Origin of the sequence: Hydrogenophaga sp. A37 (assembly GCF_002001205.1) — a bacterium.
Taxonomy (GTDB): Bacteria; Pseudomonadota; Gammaproteobacteria; order Burkholderiales; family Burkholderiaceae_C; genus Hydrogenophaga.
The window spans coordinates 1-17724 of record NZ_MUNZ01000194.1; the positions used below are offsets into that span (position 1 = coordinate 1).

At 67.3% G+C, this 17724-nt stretch carries 19 protein-coding genes; 13 read left to right on the forward strand and 6 right to left on the reverse strand.

From position 1 onward, the window contains the following. The first annotated feature begins 53 nt into the window (after positions 1-53). From B0E41_RS26095 to B0E41_RS26130, 8 genes are all read left to right on the forward strand, one after another. A complete protein-coding gene (locus B0E41_RS26095) occupies positions 54-995 on the forward strand; it encodes an ABC transporter substrate-binding protein (protein ID WP_077336057.1) in 942 nt (313 codons plus the stop codon). Positions 996-1003: 8 nt separating this feature from the next. Further along, complete coding sequence (locus tag B0E41_RS26100; protein WP_253195181.1) at positions 1004-1774, forward strand: ABC transporter ATP-binding protein; 771 nt, start codon at positions 1004-1006, stop codon at positions 1772-1774. 1 nt (position 1775) lies between these two features. Next, positions 1776-2519 carry an ABC transporter permease subunit gene (locus B0E41_RS26105; RefSeq protein ID WP_077336062.1) on the forward strand — a complete coding sequence of 248 codons (744 nt, stop codon included), beginning with the start codon at positions 1776-1778 and terminating at the stop codon, positions 2517-2519. Then, positions 2516-3295 carry an ABC transporter permease gene (locus B0E41_RS26110; protein WP_077336064.1) on the forward strand — a complete coding sequence of 260 codons (780 nt, stop codon included), beginning with the start codon at positions 2516-2518 and terminating at the stop codon, positions 3293-3295. The genes B0E41_RS26105 and B0E41_RS26110 overlap by 4 nt, the downstream gene beginning before the upstream one ends. A gap of 32 nt (positions 3296-3327) precedes the next feature. Further along, a complete protein-coding gene (locus tag B0E41_RS26115) occupies positions 3328-4134 on the forward strand; it encodes a cyclase family protein (RefSeq protein WP_077336066.1) in 807 nt (268 codons plus the stop codon). Positions 4135-4146: 12 nt separating this feature from the next. Next, positions 4147-5472, forward strand: coding sequence for a fumarylacetoacetase (gene fahA / locus B0E41_RS26120; RefSeq protein WP_077336068.1), 1326 nt, complete (start codon positions 4147-4149; stop codon positions 5470-5472). 9 nt (positions 5473-5481) lie between these two features. After that, positions 5482-5967 (forward strand): DUF3237 domain-containing protein, encoded by a 486-nt coding sequence (locus B0E41_RS26125; protein ID WP_077336070.1) that lies wholly within the window; start codon positions 5482-5484, stop codon positions 5965-5967. Positions 5968-6127: 160 nt separating this feature from the next. Further along, positions 6128-7417, forward strand: coding sequence for a solute carrier family 23 protein (locus B0E41_RS26130; RefSeq protein ID WP_077336072.1), 1290 nt, complete (start codon positions 6128-6130; stop codon positions 7415-7417). 136 nt (positions 7418-7553) lie between these two features. Here B0E41_RS26130 and boxB read toward each other — a convergent pair whose 3' ends face one another. After that, positions 7554-9047 (reverse strand): benzoyl-CoA 2,3-epoxidase subunit BoxB, encoded by a 1494-nt coding sequence (gene boxB, locus B0E41_RS26135; RefSeq protein ID WP_077336074.1) that lies wholly within the window; start codon positions 9045-9047, stop codon positions 7554-7556. Positions 9048-9243: 196 nt separating this feature from the next. Continuing rightward, on the reverse strand, positions 9244-11073 hold the full coding sequence (locus B0E41_RS27425) for a hypothetical protein (RefSeq protein WP_216350823.1): 1830 nt from the start codon (positions 11071-11073) through the stop codon (positions 9244-9246). A gap of 382 nt (positions 11074-11455) precedes the next feature. On the opposite strand from B0E41_RS27425, the gene B0E41_RS26145 reads away from it, so the two are divergent. The 4 genes from B0E41_RS26145 (at position 11456) to B0E41_RS26160 (ending at position 14007) form a co-directional block, all read left to right on the forward strand. Then, on the forward strand, positions 11456-12034 hold the full coding sequence (locus B0E41_RS26145; RefSeq protein WP_077336076.1) for a DJ-1/PfpI family protein: 579 nt from the start codon (positions 11456-11458) through the stop codon (positions 12032-12034). Positions 12035-12109: 75 nt separating this feature from the next. Next, entirely contained in the window at positions 12110-12511 is a 402-nt protein-coding gene (locus B0E41_RS26150; protein ID WP_077336078.1) for a ribbon-helix-helix domain-containing protein, read from the forward strand. A 95-nt stretch (positions 12512-12606) separates the two neighbouring features. Continuing rightward, positions 12607-13029: a hotdog fold thioesterase gene (locus B0E41_RS26155; RefSeq protein WP_077336080.1), complete on the forward strand. Its 423-nt coding sequence runs from the start codon at positions 12607-12609 to the stop codon at positions 13027-13029. A 96-nt stretch (positions 13030-13125) separates the two neighbouring features. After that, positions 13126-14007, forward strand: a complete 882-nt coding sequence (locus tag B0E41_RS26160) for an expansin-like protein (protein ID WP_143434052.1) — start codon at positions 13126-13128, stop codon at positions 14005-14007. 21 nt (positions 14008-14028) lie between these two features. Here the strand turns inward: B0E41_RS26160 and B0E41_RS26165 are convergent, their stop codons facing one another. Both B0E41_RS26165 and B0E41_RS26170 read right to left on the reverse strand, forming a co-directional pair. Then, complete coding sequence (locus tag B0E41_RS26165) at positions 14029-14463, reverse strand: hypothetical protein (protein WP_077336084.1); 435 nt, start codon at positions 14461-14463, stop codon at positions 14029-14031. A gap of 86 nt (positions 14464-14549) precedes the next feature. Then, positions 14550-15296, reverse strand: a complete 747-nt coding sequence (locus B0E41_RS26170; RefSeq protein ID WP_077336086.1) for a methyltransferase domain-containing protein — start codon at positions 15294-15296, stop codon at positions 14550-14552. A 218-nt stretch (positions 15297-15514) separates the two neighbouring features. Here B0E41_RS26170 and B0E41_RS26175 point away from each other — a divergent pair, with 218 nt between their 5' ends. Continuing rightward, positions 15515-16645 carry a PilT/PilU family type 4a pilus ATPase gene (locus B0E41_RS26175; RefSeq protein ID WP_077336088.1) on the forward strand — a complete coding sequence of 377 codons (1131 nt, stop codon included), beginning with the start codon at positions 15515-15517 and terminating at the stop codon, positions 16643-16645. Positions 16646-16665: 20 nt separating this feature from the next. Here the strand turns inward: B0E41_RS26175 and B0E41_RS26180 are convergent, their stop codons facing one another. Then, a complete protein-coding gene (locus tag B0E41_RS26180; RefSeq protein ID WP_143434053.1) occupies positions 16666-17010 on the reverse strand; it encodes a hypothetical protein in 345 nt (114 codons plus the stop codon). Next, positions 17007-17576: a cob(I)yrinic acid a,c-diamide adenosyltransferase gene (locus tag B0E41_RS26185; protein WP_077336092.1), complete on the reverse strand. Its 570-nt coding sequence runs from the start codon at positions 17574-17576 to the stop codon at positions 17007-17009. Before B0E41_RS26185 ends, B0E41_RS26180 begins: the two co-directional genes overlap by 4 nt. Positions 17577-17724: the final 148 nt, after the last annotated feature.

The window sequence follows — 17724 nt, forward strand, 5'->3', positions numbered from 1 at the left end:
CCCGCATCCCCCGCCCCGAAAAAAACCACCACCCCATCCCGTAGGAGACACACATGAAACGTCGTACCGCCCTGGCCGCCCTGGCCGCCTTTCCCGCCGCCGCAAGCCTGCCCGCATTCGGCCAGACCCTGCCCAAGGTGGTGTTCGGCTTCACCGCCGTGACCGACTTCGCCTCGGTGTTCGTCGCCGCCGAGCAGGGCTTCTTCAAGAAACGCAGGCTGGAGGTGGAGCTGAAATTCATCCCCATCAACTCCACCATCCCCGCCGCCGTGCAGGCCGACTCGCTGCAGATCGGCGGCCCCACGCCCAGCGTGTTCCTGCAGTCGGTGGACGGCGGTCTGGACCACGTGGTGGTGGCCGGCGGTGGCGCCACCTCCAAGACCATCACCGGCTTCGGCCTAGTGGCCAAGGCCGGCAGCGGCATCCGCACCGCGCAGGACTGCGTGGGCAAGAAGATCGGCGTGCCCGGCCTGGGCGCCTTCCTGCACGTGACCTTCCGTGCCTGGCTCAAGACGCAAGGGGTGGACCACAAGAAGGTGAGCTTCATCGAGGCCTCGTTCCCGCAACACGGCGACCTGCTGCGCGGCGGCTCGGTCGATGCCGTGGTCAGCGCCGACCCGTTCATGAGCCGCATCACCGACTCGGGCGCGGGCTACGTGGCCAGCTACTACTCGACCTTCCTGCCCGAGAACCAGCCGACCATCATCCACACCGCGCGGCGCGAGTGGGCCGAGAAGAACCCCAGCGCGGTCAAGGCCTTCCGCGAGGGCGTGCAGGAGGGCGCGGCCTTCATGCTGCAGCCCAAGAACAATGAGGCCGTGCGCGCGGCCGTCGGCAAATACATCAAGCTGCCGCCCGAGGTGCTGGCCAAGGTGCAGATCTCGCCGCCCTCGCCCATCGTCACCGAGAAGCAGCTCAACTACTGGGTCGGCCTGATGAAGGAGCAGGAGATGCTCAAGACCGAGCCCGCCGTGGCGCGGCTGATCGTGAAGTGAGCGCCCCGGTGTCCGAAACCGTTCTGCACTTTGACCACGTCGCGATCCACTTCGGCGGGCGCGAGGTGCTCTCCCCCACCGAGCTGAGCGTGCGGCGTGGCGAGTTCGTCTGCGTGATCGGCCCCTCGGGCTGCGGCAAGACCACGCTGCTGCGCGCGGCCGCCGGCTTCGTGGCGCCCAGCAGCGGCGCCGTGTTGCGCCAGGGCCAGCCGATCACCGGCCCGAGCCGCGAGGTGGCGTTTGTGTTCCAGGACTACGGGCGCGCCCTGCTGCCCTGGCGCAGCGTGGCGGCCAACGTGAGCCTGGCACTCGAAGCGGCAAAAGTGCCCGAGGCCGAGCGGCCCGCGCGCATCGCGAAGGTGCTCGACACCGTGGGCCTCGGCGCCCACGCGAGCAAGTACCCGGCGCAGCTCTCGGGCGGCATGCAGCAGCGCGTGCAGATCGCGCGCTGCCTGGCGCAGCGGCCCGACGTGATGATGATGGACGAGCCCTTCGGCGCGCTCGATGCGATGACGCGCGAGACGCTGCAGGACGAGCTGGCGCGGCTGGTGCGCGAAGAGGGCCTGACGGTCATGTTCGTCACCCACGACCTGGAGGAAGCGCTCTACCTCGGCGACCGCGTGATCGCGCTGCGCAGCAACCCCACGCCCGAGCTGCCCAGCCTGGCCGCCGTGATCGACGTGCCGCTGCCGCAACCACGCAACCAGATCACGACCAAAGAGCACCCGGAGTTCCTGCGGCTGCGCCGCGAGCTCTACAACTACCTCGGGCATCACTGACATGAAAGCCCTCGTTTTCCCCGCCGTGCTGATCGGCGCGCTGGAGCTGTGGACCCGCACCGTGGGCCAGGGCAGCGACGCCATCGCGCCGCCGAGCGCGGCGCTCAAGGCGCTGGGCGGTGCAGCCACCGACGGCTCGCTCTGGAGCGCGACCGCGTTCACGCTGGGCAGTGCCGCGCTGGGCCTGCTGATCGGCGCGCTCGGCGGGCTGCTGCTGGGCACACTGCTGGGCCTGTCGCGCCGCGCGGCGCGCCTGGGCTACCTGAGCGTGGAGGTGGCGCGGCCCATTCCTTCGGTGGCGCTGATCCCGCTGGCGATGCTGGTGTTCGGCTTCGGCCTGCGCATGGAGGTGAGTGTGATCGCCTTTGCCTGCCTCTGGCCCATGCTGGTGCTCACGCAGGCGGCGGTGCTGCAGGTGGAGCCCCGGCTGCTGGAGGTGGCGCGGGCGCTGCAACTCACGCCGCTGCAGCGCTTCGCCTGGATCGTCGGCCCGGCCATCGTGCCGCGCCTCTTTGTGGCGCTGCGCCTGGGCGTGGCGATCGCGCTGGTGGTGGCGGTCACGGTGGAGATCGCGGCCAACCCCCACGGCATGGGCTACGCCATGATGATCGCCCAGCAGAGCCTGGACCCGGCGCTCATGCTGGGCTGGCTGGCCTGGATCGGCGCCGTGGGCTACGCCATCAACGCCGGTGCGCTCGCGCTGCAACAGCAGGTGGCGCGCCGCATGGGGGAGGTCACCGCATGAGCCACCCAACCTTCAAGCGCATCAACGCCCTGGGCAGCGCGGCGGGCTCCATCGCCGTGCTCGGCGGTTTCGTGGCGCTGTGGTGGCTGGCCAGCCGCAGCGGCTGGGTCAACCGCGCCTTCCTGCCCTCCCCGGCCGACACGCTGGGCAGCCTGGTGCAGGGCCTGGCCGGCGGCGACCTGCTGGCCTACACCTGGGCCACGCTCAGCCGCATGCTGCTCGGTTGGGTGCTCGCCAGCGCGCTGGGCATCGCGCTGGGCGCGCTGATCGGCAGCTCGCGCACGGCGCGCGAGTGGATCGCGCCCACGCTGGAATTCATCCGCCCGCTGCCGGCCTCGGCGGTGATGCCGCTGGCCATCGCGCTGTTCGGCCTCTCGGGCGGCATGGTGCTGGCGGTGGTGGCCTTCGGCTCCATGTGGCCGGTGCTGCTGGCCACCATGCACGGCCTGGCGCAGGTGCACGTGCGGCTGCGCGAGGTGTCGCAGGCGCTGCAGCTGGGCCGCCTCGAATTCATCGCCAAGATCGGCCTGCCCAACGCCATGCCCGACATCCTCTCGGGCATGCGGCTGTCGATGACGGTCTCGCTGATCGTCTCGGTGGTGGGCGAAATGATCGCCTCGCAGGCCGGCCTGGGCCAGGCCATCTTGCTGGCCGCGCGCTCGTTCCAGGCCAGCGAGCTGTTCGCCGGCATCGTGCTGCTCGGCGCCATCGGCTTCGCGAGCAACGCCTTGCTGGCCCTGGCCGAGCGGCGCCTGCTGCGCTGGCAGCGCCCCTGATTTCAGCGTCCGTTTCCCCACAGGAGAACCCCATGCCCCGCACCTTCGTTGACCTCTCGATCTACCTCGAAAACGACGTGATCTCGGACCCGCCCGCCTTCGCGCCCAAGATCCAGTACTTCGACCACAAGAACTCCTTCGAGCAGATGGCGCCCTTCTTCCCGGGCCTGAAGCAGGAAGACCTGCCCGACGGCGACGTGTGGGCGGTCGAGATGATCCAGCTCTCCACCCACAACGGCACCCACCTGGACGCGCCCTACCACTTCCACAGCACCATGGACCAGGCGCTGGGTGAGAAGAAGAAGGCCTGGACCATCGACGAGGTGCCGCTGGAGTGGTGCTTCCAGCCGGGCGTGAAGCTGGACTTCCGCCACTTCGCAGACGGCTACGTGGTCACGGCCGCCGACGTCGAGGCCGAGCTGAAACGCATCGGCCACACGCTGAGCCCGCTGGAGATCGTGGTGGTCAACACCCGCGCCGGCAGCCGCTACGGCCACAACGACTTCGTCAGCGCCGGCTGCGGCATGGGCTACGACGCCACCATGTACCTGCTGGAGCGCGGCGTGCGCCTGACCGGCACCGACGCCTGGAGCTGGGACGCGCCCTTCGTCTACACCGCGCAGAAGTACGCCGCCACGCAGGACGCCAGCCTGATCTGGGAAGGCCACAAGGCGGGCCGCGACATCGGCTACAGCCACCTGGAGAAGCTGCACAACCTCGAAGCCATCCCGGCGACGGGCTTCTACATCAGCTGCTTCCCGCACAAGATCCGTGGCGCGTCGGCCGGGTGGACCCGCGCCGTCGCGATCTTTGACGACGCATTGATGGCCTCGGCCTGAACGGAGCCCCCCATGGAACTCAACCACACCCACGACGCCAGCGTGAAAAGCTGGCTGGCCTCGGCCAACGAGCCGGGCACCGACTTCCCGATCCAGAACCTGCCCTTCGGCGTGTTCCGCCGCAAGGGTTCGGACGAGGCCTTTCGCGGCGGGGTGGCCATCGGCGACCAGATCGTTGATCTCGCCGCCGTGGCCGCCACCTCGGTGTTCGAAGGCCTGCCGCAACTCGCCGCGCAGGCCTGCTCGGGCGCCACGCTCAACGGGTTCCTCGCCATGGGCCCCGTGGCCTGGCGCGCGTTGCGCCATGCGCTGTTCGCCGCCCTGCGCCACGACGCCGAGGCCCAGGTGGCAGGCCTGCTGCACGGCTGCCTGCTGCCGCAGGCCGAGGCGGAGCACAGCGTGCCCACCCGCATCGCCAACTACACCGACTTCTACACCTCGATCCACCACGCCCGCAACGTCGGCCGCGTGATCCGGCCCGACGACCCGCTCACGCCCAACTTCCAGTGGTTGCCCATCGCGTACCACGGCCGCGCCTCCAGCGTGGTGGTCAGCGGCACACCGTTTCACCGCCCCATGGGGCAGGCGATGCCGCCCGGCGCGAAGACACCCGTCTATGGCCCCTGCACCCGGCTGGACTTCGAGCTGGAGCTGGGTTTCTACGTCGGCCCGGGCAACGCCATGGGCGAGCCGATTCCGCTGGACAAAGCGGAAGACCACATCTTCGGCATGTGCCTGCTCAACGACTGGTCCGCGCGCGACCACCAGTTCTGGGAAATGGCGCCGCTCGGCCCCTTCCTGGGCAAGAACTTCTGCACCAGCGTCTCGCCCTGGATCGTGACCATGGAGGCGCTCGCGCCCTACCGCGTGCCCTTCGCCCACCCGGCCGACGAGCCGCAGCCGCTGGCCTACCTCGACACCACCGCCAACCGCGCGCACGGCGGCGTGGACGTGCAGCTCGAAGTGCTGCTGGAAACCGCCACGCACCGCGCCAAAGCCGTGCCCCCCGACCGGCTCTCGGCCACGAGCTTTCGCCACCAGTACTGGACCCTCGCGCAGATGGTCACGCAGCACACCGTGGGCGGCTGCAACCTGCAGAGCGGCGACCTGCTGGGCACGGGCACCATCTCCGGCCCCACCCAGCCCGAGGCCGGCGCCATCGTCGAGCTCAGCCGCGGCGGCACGCTGGCGATCGATCTGCCCGGCACCGGCGAACAGCGCCGCTTCCTCGAAGACGGCGACAATGTGATCCTGCGCGGCTGGTGCGAGAAACCAGGCGCGGCGCGCATTGGCTTCGGCGAATGCCGGGGTGAAATTCTCCCCATCCGCACCGCCTGAGCCTCGACCATGGCCCTGCCCACCCCCCTGCTCGAACCGGTCTTCGACCTCACGGTCTTCGTCGCCGCGCCCATCGAAGCGGGCCAGACCTTCGGGCTCAACAGCCGGGGCCGGCGCCGCATCATCCCCATCACCGGCGGCACGGTGACAGGCCAGGTGAACGGTGCGGTGCTGCCCGGCGGCGCGGACTTCCAGCTGGTGGTGAGCGAGACCTGCGCCGACCTCGACGCGCGTTACCTGCTGCGGCTGGACGACGCCGACTGGGCCGGCGCCCACGTGTTCGTGCAGAACCGCGCGCTGCGACGCGGCTCGGCCGAAGACATTGCCAAGCTCGTGCGCGGCGAGCCGGTGGACCCGGCCGCGATCTACTTCCGCTGCGCACCGACCTTCGAGGTCTCCCACCCCGCGCTGGCCTGGATGACACAGAGCCTCTTCGTCGGCACCGGCGCGCGCTTCCCCGACCGGGTGCAGATACGTTTCTTCCGCGTGGCCTGACGCGGATCAAGGCCCGCACACCGCTGGCGGCGCCATGATCGCCGCAGCCCTGTCCCACCTGCGTCACGCCCGCGTCGCGCCTGCTGCATCGCAGCGTGCGCGGCCCCGGGCCACCCGGCAGAATCTCGGGCGATCCGACCCCCACCCACAAGGAGTTCCCATGGGCCTATTGAGCTGGACAGAAAAACCATCCTCCACCCTCGCCAACGGTGGCGTCATCGGGCCCGATCAGCGCCTGCCCTGGCCGCAGACCGGCGTGATGGGCGTGCAGCACCTGATCGCCATGTTCGGCGCCACCGTGCTCGCCCCCATCCTCATGGGCTTCGACCCCAACGTCGCCATCCTCATGAGCGGCATCGGCACCTTGATCTTCTTCGTCATGACCGGCGGCAAAGTGCCCAGCTACCTCGGGTCGAGCTTCGCCTTCATCGGCGTGGTCATCGCGGCCAGCGGCTACGCGGGCTCCGGCCCCAACGCCAACATCGGCGTGGCGCTCGGCGGCATCATCGCCTGCGGTGTGCTCTACACCCTCATCGGCGCCGTCGTGCAGGCCGTCGGCACCGGCTGGATCGAGCGCTTCATGCCGCCCGTCGTCACCGGCGCGGTAGTGGCCGTGATCGGCCTCAACCTGGCCGGCATCCCGATCAAGAACATGGCGCCCACCGACTTCGACAAGTGGATGCAGGGCATCACCTTCGTCTGCGTCGCCCTGGTCGCGGTGTTCAGCAGCGGCATGGTGCAGCGCCTGCTGATCCTCGTGGGCCTGATCGTGGCGAGCGTGATCTACGCGGTGCTCACCAATGGCCTGGGCTTCGGCAAACCGATGGACCTGAGCGGTATCGCGAGCGCCACCTGGTTCGGTGCGCCTAACTTCAGCGCCCCGGTGTTCCAGGCCAACGCCATGCTGCTGATCGCGCCCGTGGCCATCATCCTGGTGGCCGAGAACCTGGGCCACATCAAGGCCGTGACGGCGATGACCGGAAAGAACCTCGACGCCTACATGGGCCGCGCCTTCATGGGCGACGGCATCGCCACCATCGTGGCCGGCAGCGCGGGCGGCACCGGCGTGACCACCTACGCCGAAAACATCGGCGTCATGGCCGCCACCAAGATCTACTCCACCGCCGTGTTCCTGGTGGCCGGCCTGATGGCCGTGCTGCTGGGCTTCTCACCGAAGTTCGGCGCGCTGATCCAGGCGATTCCGCTGGCCGTGATGGGCGGCGTGTCCATCGTCGTCTTCGGTCTCATCGCCGTGGCCGGCGCCAAGATCTGGGTCGACAACAAGGTCGATTTTTCCGACAACAAGAACCTGCTGGTCGCCGCGATCACCCTCGTGCTCGGCACCGGCGACTACACCCTCAAGTTCGGCGATTTCGCGCTCGGCGGCATCGGTACTGCCACCTTCGGCGCGATCGGGTTGTGGGCGCTGATTGGCCGCACGAAACGCTGAGCGGCTGGGTGCCGGAGCACCCCAGCCAGGCATGCGCGGATGCGCCCCATGGCACCGCCGGGCCGGCTTTGCCGGACGGCCAGTGCCGCCCCCTTGAGGGGGTCGCGCAAAGCGCGGCGGGGGTGTCTCTCTTCCTTCAATCGATCTTCACGTACTCGTAGTCGACCGGCTGCTGGTTGATGCCCATGCGCGGGGGGGCGATCCAGCTCGCATACTGGCCGGGCGCGTGGTTGGGCGTCATCAGCGAGTGGATAAAAGCGATGTCCGCATCGTTGGGCAGCCACTCGCCCTGCGCGGCGGCAAAGGCCTCGGCGCTCAGCAGCTCTCCGGCCGGGTTGATGTGGTGGCCGGCGAACTCGCCGATCTTGCGATGGAAGCCCTTGTGCGGCTGGCTGATCTTGAACTTGATGCCGGCCTTCTCGATGCTCTTGTTCCAGCGGTCGATGCCGCCCTGGCAGTCGGCGATGTAGTCGTCCAGCAGGCGGCTGTTGATGGCGCGCAGCGCCGGCACGGCTTCCCACACCAGTTGGCCGTTCACCACGCGCTGCACCTTGTAGAAAGCGTCTTGCAGCTGGTGGTCGTCGCCGCTGAGCTTGGCCTCGTTGAAGCGGCCCTTCAGACCGGTGTTGAAGGCGTCTGCACCGTTGCTGGAGATCTCCGAGCCAAACAGGTCGCGCGTCACGCTCATGTGGAAGTTGGCCTTGCGCTGCAGCAGCGGCAGATCCACCACGCCCAGGGCGCGGATGCGCTCCACGTCGTACGGGTCGGTGATGCCCGCCTTGTTCATCGCGGTGCAGGTGGCCTCGATGGTGCGGCCCACGCCGGTCTCACCCACGAACAGGTGGTGCGCTTCTTCGGTCAGCATGAAGCGGCAGCTGCGGGAGAGCGGGTCGAAGCCGCTCTCGGCCAGCGCGGCGAGCTGCATCTTGCCGTCGCGGTCGGTGAAGTAGGTGAACATGAAGAAGCTCAGCCAGTCGGGTGTCTCCTCGTTGAAGGCGCCCAGGATGCGCGGGTTGTCCTGGTGGCCGCTGCGGCGCTCCAGCAGGGCCTGCGCTTCCTCACGGCCATCCTTGCCGAAGTACTTGACCAGCAGGTAGACCATGGCCCAGAGATGGCGGCCCTCTTCCACGTTGACCTGGAACAGGTTGCGCATGTCGTACAGGCTGGGGGCCGTGGCGCCCAGGTAGCGCTGCTGCTCGACCGAGGCCGGCTCGGTGTCGCCCTGCACCACGATCAGGCGCTTGAGCAGCGAGCGGTACTCGCCCGGCACCTCTTGCCAGGCCGGCTCGCCCTTGTGCTTGCCGTGCGGGATGGTGCGGCCCTCCACCTTCGGCGCCAGCAGGATGCCCCAGCGGTAGTCGGGCATCTTCACGTAGCCGAATTTGGCCCAACCCGCCGGGTCCACACCCACCGCCGTGCGCAGGTAGACCTCGGCGTTCTGGAAGCCCTCGGGGCCCATGTCCTTCCACCAGTCGATGTAGTTCGGGTGCCAGCTTTCCAGCGCGCGCAGCAGCTGGCGGTCGCTGGAGAGGTCCACGTTGTTGGGAATGGCGTCGTCGTAGTTGACTTCGACGAAGCGGTCGTTGCGCACCGATTCCGGGGCTTCGACAAGGGTGTCTTCCTGGCTCATGGGGGTCTCCTGGGTGGAATAGATGCACTTTAGTGCTCGTCATCATTGACGGCAAAATGCAGTATCTTGCTTATCAGGAGCGGCGATTTGCGCCAGATCAAAAGGCGTTCAGATCACCGCCGGGCCCTGGCCGGCGAGGGTGGGCGTCATGGCTGGATGAGGCTCACACCCTCGCGTTGCATGAACTCAAAGCGCTTCAGCGAAGCGGGGTGCCACCGGCATTCCACAGATTGACCGTCTTGTTGACCAGGTTGCCGCCATCGTGCTCCGGCCCGGTCTGCTCATGGTGCCCCGCGCCGAAGAGCAGGCCAGCGATGTGCGCGTCGGCCACCTGGTCCATGTGCGAGAAGAACCAGTCCACCTTGTCGTCCTGAAAGTGGTTGATCGTGTTGTTCTGCGCCATGTTGCCCACCGGGATCTGCCACAGCACCATCGGCTTGCCCACGGTCTCGGCCATCGTCTTGTAGAAGGCCAGAATGGCAGCCGCCTTCTCGTCGGTCCAGAAGTTGTTGTAACCCCCGTGTTCCGGCAGGGCATACCAGCCCGCATCGCGGTCCGACACATCGGCGACCAGGAAGTCGGCATTCGCCGCACCGAGATTCAAATAGTCCTGGCGGCAACCCTGCAGGTTGTTCTGCCAGTCCCAGCAGGAAACGTGCATGCCCACGGCCGTGTTGGGCGCGTACTTGCGCGCCATCGAGATCAGGCAGCGGGCGAGACCGGCGGCGCTGTTTTCCTCGGTGGCGCAATCGGTCGGGTTGGCGGCGGCCACCTTCGCGGGGACGTTGTGCGGGTTGCCGAGTGAGCGCACGTAGCCCCAGAAGTCGGGCTCCAGATCGATCATGTTGCGCGAGTTGCCGATCTTCTGGAGGAAGAAGCGGTAGTCGTTCATGTAGAGCGTGAGCAGGTCCTGCCGGTTGATGGCCTCCACCTCGCCCGGGCCGTCGCCGTGACCCGCCATGTCGCCGAGGTCGCGCAACGAGTACCAGGTCCAGAAGAAGATCTGCGGGCGCGGGCTGCCCTGCCAAGTCACCTGGGCCGCACGGTTGTTCTCATAGGTCACGTCATTCCCTGGCGCGACCCAAGTCCCTCCCCAGCAGCCCCACCATCCACTTGCCGCTGCCTCGGCCGAGCAACGCGAATCCGTGTAGTAGGCCGGCGAAGCAGCTGGTCGGCTGTGTATATATCGGTAACGCACCTCGAACGGCGCGGCCGCCGCAATCGCATCAGGCATCGCCCCGCCGATCAGCACCTTGGTGCTTCCCATGAAGCTTGCCACGCTGCTGTCTTCGGAGGTCGGCAGGTAGTAGGCCACCCCCTCATAGGTGTACTGCGGCAGTTCATTCCTGACCCGATCTGCCTCTGCTGCGCTCGCGGAGTAGAAGTGAAAACCTTTGCTGCTGAGGTAGAAGCGGTACAGCGGCGAGAGGCCGGTCCCAGCGGTTTTGCTCGCGTAATAGGCCACGCCTTCATAGGCCAGCTGCGGCAGGTTGGTCAGAATGAAGTCGCGCTCGCTGTCGCTGATGGTGTAGAAGTGCACGCCCGTCTGCCGATTGAAGAAGCGGTAGACGGGGCTCATGCCGGTTGTGCCGGTGGCCACGGCCCAGAATGCCTGCCCTTCATAGTGGAACTGGGGCAGGGACGCGATCACGCTGTCGCGCTCCGTGGCGCTGCTGGTGTAGAAATGCGCGGAGGTCTGGGAATTGAAGAAGCGGTAGACCGCCAGCCTGTTCGTGACCGCCTTGGCCTTCGACTTTGAGGCACCGGACCGGTCCGCCAGACTACGTTGCTCAGCGAGCTTCTCGGTGGCGGCCTGCAGCTCGGTGGTGCTGAGCTGGGCCGCCTGCCGCCAGATCTTGTCGAGAGCCGGGTCGGATGCCGCAGGTTGCGGCTCCCCCGACGATGGCCCCGAACTGGCCGATGCGCTGCGATTCGACGCGCTGGATACAGGCCGATCATTGCCCCCACAACCCGTGAGCACCAAGGCAAAACAAAGCAACCAACCACCTTTGAGAAACATCTTCATCGTCCAAACTCCGTTCGTGCAGCTGCACAAAATCTGGGGGGCCCAAGTTTTATTGCCGTGTCGGCATCCATCGCGCAAAAAGTGCGCCCGCTCGTCTGAACAGGGGCTTCAGGTCCGAAGACCAGGCCCACAGACCACCGCCGCGCCTCGCGCGATCTGTCGGTCGGGTGCAATCGTTTGCGCTCATCGCAAAATGTAACCCAGGTGACAATCTGCGCCCCGGTGCGAGGCCTGGCCCGGCCTCCGTTGCCTGCGCTGAGCGGCCTTTTCCCTCACCAGCGCCTTCAGGGTTAACCCTCATTTCGGCAGCAGCCGGCTGTTACCCCGACCCACCAGCGCGCTCCAACAATCGTCTCCACACCCCCACCACCAGGAGACACCCATGGGCAAGAAGCTGTTGATGATTTGCGGCGACTACTGCGAAGACTACGAAACCATGGTGCCGTTTCAGGCGCTGCAGGCGGTCGGCCACACGGTGCACGCCGTCGCGCCCGACAAGAAGGCCGGCGACTTCATCCACACCGCCATCCACGATTTCGAAGGCGCTCAGACCTACAGCGAAAAGCCCGGCCACCGCTTCACGCTCAACGCCACGTTCGCCGACGTGAAGCCCGAGAGCTACGACGGCCTGGTGATTCCCGGCGGGCGCGGCCCCGAGTACCTGCGCATGCACGCCAGCGTGATGGCGCTGGTCAAACACTTCACCAGCAGCGGCAAACCGGTGGCCGCCGTCTGCCACGGGGCGCAGCTGCTGGCGGCCACAGGCGACATCAAAGGCCGCACCATCTCGGCCTATCCGGCCTGCCAGGTGGAGGTGGAGCTCGCGGGCGCCACCTACGCCAACATCGCGGTGGACCAGGCCGTGACCGACGGCCCCTTCGTCACCGCGCCCGCCTGGCCGGCGCACCCGGCGTGGATCGCGCAGTTCCTGGCGGTGTTGGGCACGAAGATCACGCATTGATGCGCACCACTGGCCAGAAGCTGCCGACAATGCGCATTCGTCCACCCCATCGGACGTCAAAGCAGGAGTACTGCCATGTGTGAAGTCTTCATCAGCGCCGACCCTGAGAGCTACGCCAGCCGCACCCGCTCGGTGCGGCTGCACGGTGTGGTGACCAGCATCCGGCTGGAGAACCTCTATTGGGACGTGCTCACCGAGATCGGCGAGCGCGACGGCATGGCGGTGGTTGCGCTGATCGAGAAGCTCTACGACGAACTGGTCGCCGCGCGCGGCGAGGTCGGCAACTTCGCGTCCTTCCTGCGCGTGAGCGCGCTGCGCTACATGGCCCTGCAGGCCCACGACCGCATCCCCATGGACAACGCGGTGCCGATCCGCTCGCTCGACGCTCGCGCCGTGTTGCACGCCCTGCCCTCGCACTGGGCGCTGCCGGCCCCGACGGCGTCCGGCACGGTGGTGGCGCTGCGGCGCAAGGGTTGAGCGGCAGGGCACAGGCGACCCCTGGCGCTGTGCGCGTCGGCGGGGGCCGCTACAGTGGGGCAAATTTGTCCCACCACCCGCAGCCTGCTCCGCCCATGACCCTCTGGAAAAAACCCCTCTCCGTTGAAGAACTCACCGCCATCCACGTCGGCACCGCCGTGCAGCACCTGGGCATCGAGTTCCTCGACGTCGGCGACGACTTCATCACCGCGCGCGTGCCGGTCGACACCCGAACCAAACAGCCTTACGGCCTGCTGCACGGCGGCGTGAGCGTGGCGCTGGCCGAAACCCTGGGCAGCTGCGGCGCCGCCTACAGCTGCCCCGAAGGCCACCGCGCGGTGGGGCTGGACATCAACGCCAACCACCTCAAAGGCGCGACCAGCGGCTGGGTCACCGGCACCGCCCGCCCGGTGCACGTCGGGCGCACGACGCAGGTCTGGCAGATTGATTTGAAGAACGACGCGGGCGAGCTGACCTGCGTCTCGCGGATCACGATGGCGGTGTTGGCGCCGCGCTGAGGACCCCGCCGTGCACGGCGCGGCCCAGCTTCACCCGACGAGGCGAACCGCCCCGGGTCTTGCCGCTTTGCTGTCTTTTTTGCTTGGGAGAGCACCATGAACTTGTCGTCTCTTGTCGCACGGCGATCGGGCGTGAAACCCGCGCTGGTCGCGCTCTGCGCTGCCTTGGTCGTGGCGTTGTTCGCCTGTGGCGGAAGTGGCGGCGCCAACACCGACGGCGCCCCCGAAGCGGGCGGCCCGGGCGCCGGCAGCGCCCTGCCCACGCAGTGCACCGGCGCGTGCAACGCGGCGACACCGGTGGCGCCCACCGCCTCCGGCACCGGGGGCGAGGGCAACGTCACCATGTACAGCACGGGCGCGAGCCACGGCGGTGCCTGCGGCTACGGTTCGACGAACATCCTGTCCTACGCCGCCATCCACACCAACGTCGCGGCCGGCGACGGCCAGGGGCCATGGCAGCGCGGCAAGGTCTGCGGCCAGTGCGCCGAAGTCACCGTGCTCACCTCACAGGGCCTCAAGACCACCACCGTGCGCATCGTCGACAAATGCCCGGACAACCACTGCGGCATCGACCTGGGTGGCACCGCCCCCAGCGCGGTGATGGCCGACGGCTTCGGGCGCTACGCGGGCCAATGGCGCTTCGTGGCCTGCGCCGGCCACCCCGGAGTGTCCGACGGCGCGCCCACGCTGAACGTCAAGGACGGCAGCAACGCCTGGTGGTCGCGTGTGCGCGTGCACAACCCCGCCACCGGGGTGGCCTCCATCACCTACCAGGACACCGGCAGTTCGGCGCAGGGCAGCTTCGCCTTCGACGCCACCAACGTCGAGAACGCGTACGAGGTCCCCGCCGCTGCGGTGCTGCAATCCAGCGCCGCGACGTTCCTGATCACCGTGAACTACGTCGACGGCACCAAGGCGACCGTGCAGCTCAGCCCCGCGCAACTCGGCGCGGCGAGCGCGAGCTACCCGCTGAACTGAGAGGCGTCCTCCAGGCGCGTATCAAACACGGCCCCACACGCTTGCGACCAGTGCCGTCAGGACGAGCAGCAGAACACCGGCACCCGCCTTGTGCTGGATGTGATCGAGTCGATCAAACATCGACCAGGCCCCGGTTGAAGCGGCGGAGCGACGCCGGTAGACCAGCCAGACGCAGAAGACATTGAGCCCGATGGCCGCCACGCCAGTGCCCGCCATGACGTAGAACGATGGCGTTCGTGGCCACGACGGGCTGCACAGGGCCAGACCGGTGCCCAGGACACCGAGGATGGCGGGCAATTCGATGAGCTTGTCGACCCGCAGGTGGAGGCGAGCGAGCACCAGGTGCGCCGCCCGGTCTTCGGCCAGCAGGGCGCGCTCGAACAGTGCTTCGGTCAGGATGCAGCCCAGCCAGATGGAAGCGAAGATGAGGTGGAGGGCAAGCAGGAGGGAGCGCATGGTGACCTCGTGAACGTGTGCAAGGGGGCGATCGTGTGAATTGCCGTCTGGCCGTTGAATTCAGCGATGGGTTGTCCGCCCACATGTCATTGCGCAGCGACTCGAAAACCGCGTTGTGCGACAAGGCGAACCGCGCCACGCATCCCAGCCTCGCGCCGGACATTGAAGCCGCTTGTCTGCAGCTGGGTGACCAGATATTCAGGCGACAGCCGAAGCTTGCGGTAGGAACTGATGTGCGTTTGCCAACCGTCCGGTGTGTGCTGATGAAGGATGTCATGCACCAAGACACACTCGGGTTCGTATTCGAGGAAACAAGTGAAGATGCGACTGTCATCGCTCCTGACTGGGATGAAGCGATGGTCTCCAACGAGAGGCACCGAGTAGTCCCGGAATGAGACAACGAATGTGCCGCCCAGCGGCAGCGCAGCGCAGACCCTTTCAATCAGGACTTCCACGGCGTTGAAATCGGGCAAATGCGTGATCGTGTCGCCCATGCACAGAATGGCGGACGGCGCTTCCGAAACGTGGTTTTGAAATTCGAGCAACTCATCATTTACGGCTTGAATCGGCAGGCCATCGGTCATTTCTGTGAGCGTGCGCAGCAGCTCTGTTGACGTATCGATGGCCGTTACCCGTGCGCCGCGACGCGCGAGTGGAATGGCATGCATGCCAAAGCCAGCGCCCAGATCGAACACGACGGCGCCTTGCGCGAGCGGCAAGTTCAACGCGTCAATCTCAGCGGCACCCGACTCAAGTGCGGCGGCAAAGCCTCCCGTCATCCAAACGTAGATGGGGGCGAGGTGCTTTTCGTAGTGTTCTGTGACTGTCGTCATGTGCCATCGGCTGCTTTGCAGTTGCGGAATTGGTTCGGCAGCAGGAGATGCCCTTCGGACCTGAATTCGCCGGGTATATCAGATTCGGCAGCGTCGCCACACGCCGGGCACGGGTCTTCTGCCGCCCTTGGACTGCGCTCACCCCCACGCTCCCATTCAAGCTCACCCCCTGCCGGTCGATAAGCAAGACATCCCTTGCCAACTTGGTTGCCGCCGCCATGGACCACACCCTCCCCGCCCCCGAAGACGACCTCGGTCACTACCTCTCGGCCATGGTCGCCCACGCCGCGTCCGACCTGTTTCTCTCCAGCGGCACGGCCGCCGCCATCAAGGTGCAGGGTGTGGTGCGCCGCCTGCAGGAGGCCCCGCTGACGGCGGAGCGCATCAAACAGCTGGCGTATTCGGTGATGCGCGAATCGCAGATCCGCGATTTCGAGTCGTCGATGGAGTGCGATCTGGCCATCGCCATCGAGGGGCTGGGCCGGTTCCGCCTGAACGCGTTTCGCCAGCGCGGCGATGTGGGGGTGGTGGTGCGGCACATCAACGCGCGCATCCCGTCGCTGGAGAGCTTGAAACTGCCGCCGTCGATCAACCGGCTGGCGATGCTCAAGCGCGGGCTGGTGCTGATCGTGGGCGCGGCCGGTTCGGGCAAATCAACCACGCTCGCGTCGCTGCTGGACCACCGCAACCAGAACGCGGCGGGTCACATCCTGACGGTGGAGGACCCGATGGAGTTTGAACACGGCCATGTGCTGTCCATCGTCAATCAGCGCGAGGTGGGCCTGGACACGCATTCGTTCGAGGAGGCGTTGCGCCACGCCATGCGCGAGGCGCCCGACGTGATCATGATCGGCGAGATCCGCGACCGCGAGACCATGCAGCACGCGCTGGCCTACGCCGAGACCGGCCACCTGTGTGTCTCGACCATGCACGCGAACAACGCCAACCAGGCGATCCAGCGCATCCTGAATTTCTTCCCCGAGACGGCGCATCGGCAGGTGCTGATGGACCTGTCGCTGAACCTCAAGGGCGTGGTGGGCCAGCGCCTGATCCGTGGCACGGCGGACCGGCTGGTGCCGGCGGTGGAGGTGATGCTGCTCTCGCCCTACATCGCCGACCTGATCCAGAAGGGCCAGATCGACGACATCAAGGACCCCATGTCCAAAAGCACCGAACTGGGCATGTGCACCTTCGACCAGTCGCTCTACACGCTGTATGAGCGCGGCGACCTCACGGCGGAGCAAGCCATCGACCACGCCGATTCGCGCACCGACCTGTCGCTGCGCATCCGGCTGCACCACGGCATGCGCCCGGACACGACGGGTTTGAAGGTGGAACTGGCGGCCTGAGCAGGCGTTCAGCGTTCAGTTCAGCCCGCCCGCTCGCAGCGCCCTTGCGCGCTGGCCAGGCCGCGGAAGTCGCTGGTCCAGGTCAGTGCGGCGGTGTCGATCTGCACGCGCTCGTTGTCGAGCGAGGTGAGGATCACCGTGCCGGCGATGGCGAAGCTGTAGACCGGCACGCCGTCGATGCGCACGGCCTTCACGCGCTGCGCGTCGTATTCGACGGCGACACGGCGCACCCAGGTGGTTCGCGCGGGCAGGTAGACCGCCTCGCACACCAGCTCCACCTGGCCTGCCGGGCTCTGCGCCGTGGCGGCGCCGGCCCATGCCGTCAGCAGCGCACACAGCAACCCTGAAAAACCGCGCGGTGTCACTTGCCAGCGCCCTGTTGTTCCAGGCGCTCGCTCTTCCAGTACACGTCGTCGCCGCCGTTCATGCGGTTGAGCACGCGCGCGAGCACGAACATGAGGTCGCTCAGACGGTTGAGGTACTGGCGCGGGCCGTCTTTGATGGCCTCTTCATTGCCCAGCGCCACCAGCGCGCGCTCGGCTCGGCGCGCCACGGTGCGGCACACGTGGGCCAGCGACGCCGCGCGGTTGCCCGCCGGCAGGATGAACTCCTGCAGGCGCGGCAGCTGCGCGTTGTGGCGCTCCAGCGCGTCGTCCAGCGCCGCCACGGCCTCGGGCTTGAGCAGCTCGTAGCCGGGGATGGAAAGCTCGCCGCCGAGGTTGAAGAGCTGGTGCTGGATCTCGACCAGCAGCGTGCGCACGTCGGCGGGCAGCTCTTCGCACAGCAGCACGCCGATCTGCGAGTTCAGCTCGTCCACGTCGCCCATGGCGTGCACACGCAGGCTGTGCTTGGACACGCGGGTGTTGTCGCCGAGGCCGGTGGTGCCGGCGTCGCCGGTGCGGGTGGCGATCTGGGTGAGGCGGTTGCCCATGGCGGTCCTTGTCTGTTTGGTGTGGATCGGATTGTGCGGGAACCACCAAGGCATTCAACAGAAAGGGCGTTTGGCCGCCGGGCCGCCCCGAGGAAAAACAGCCCCGTAACAGCACGCAGGGAAATGTGTCCTGCGCAAGCAGACGGTG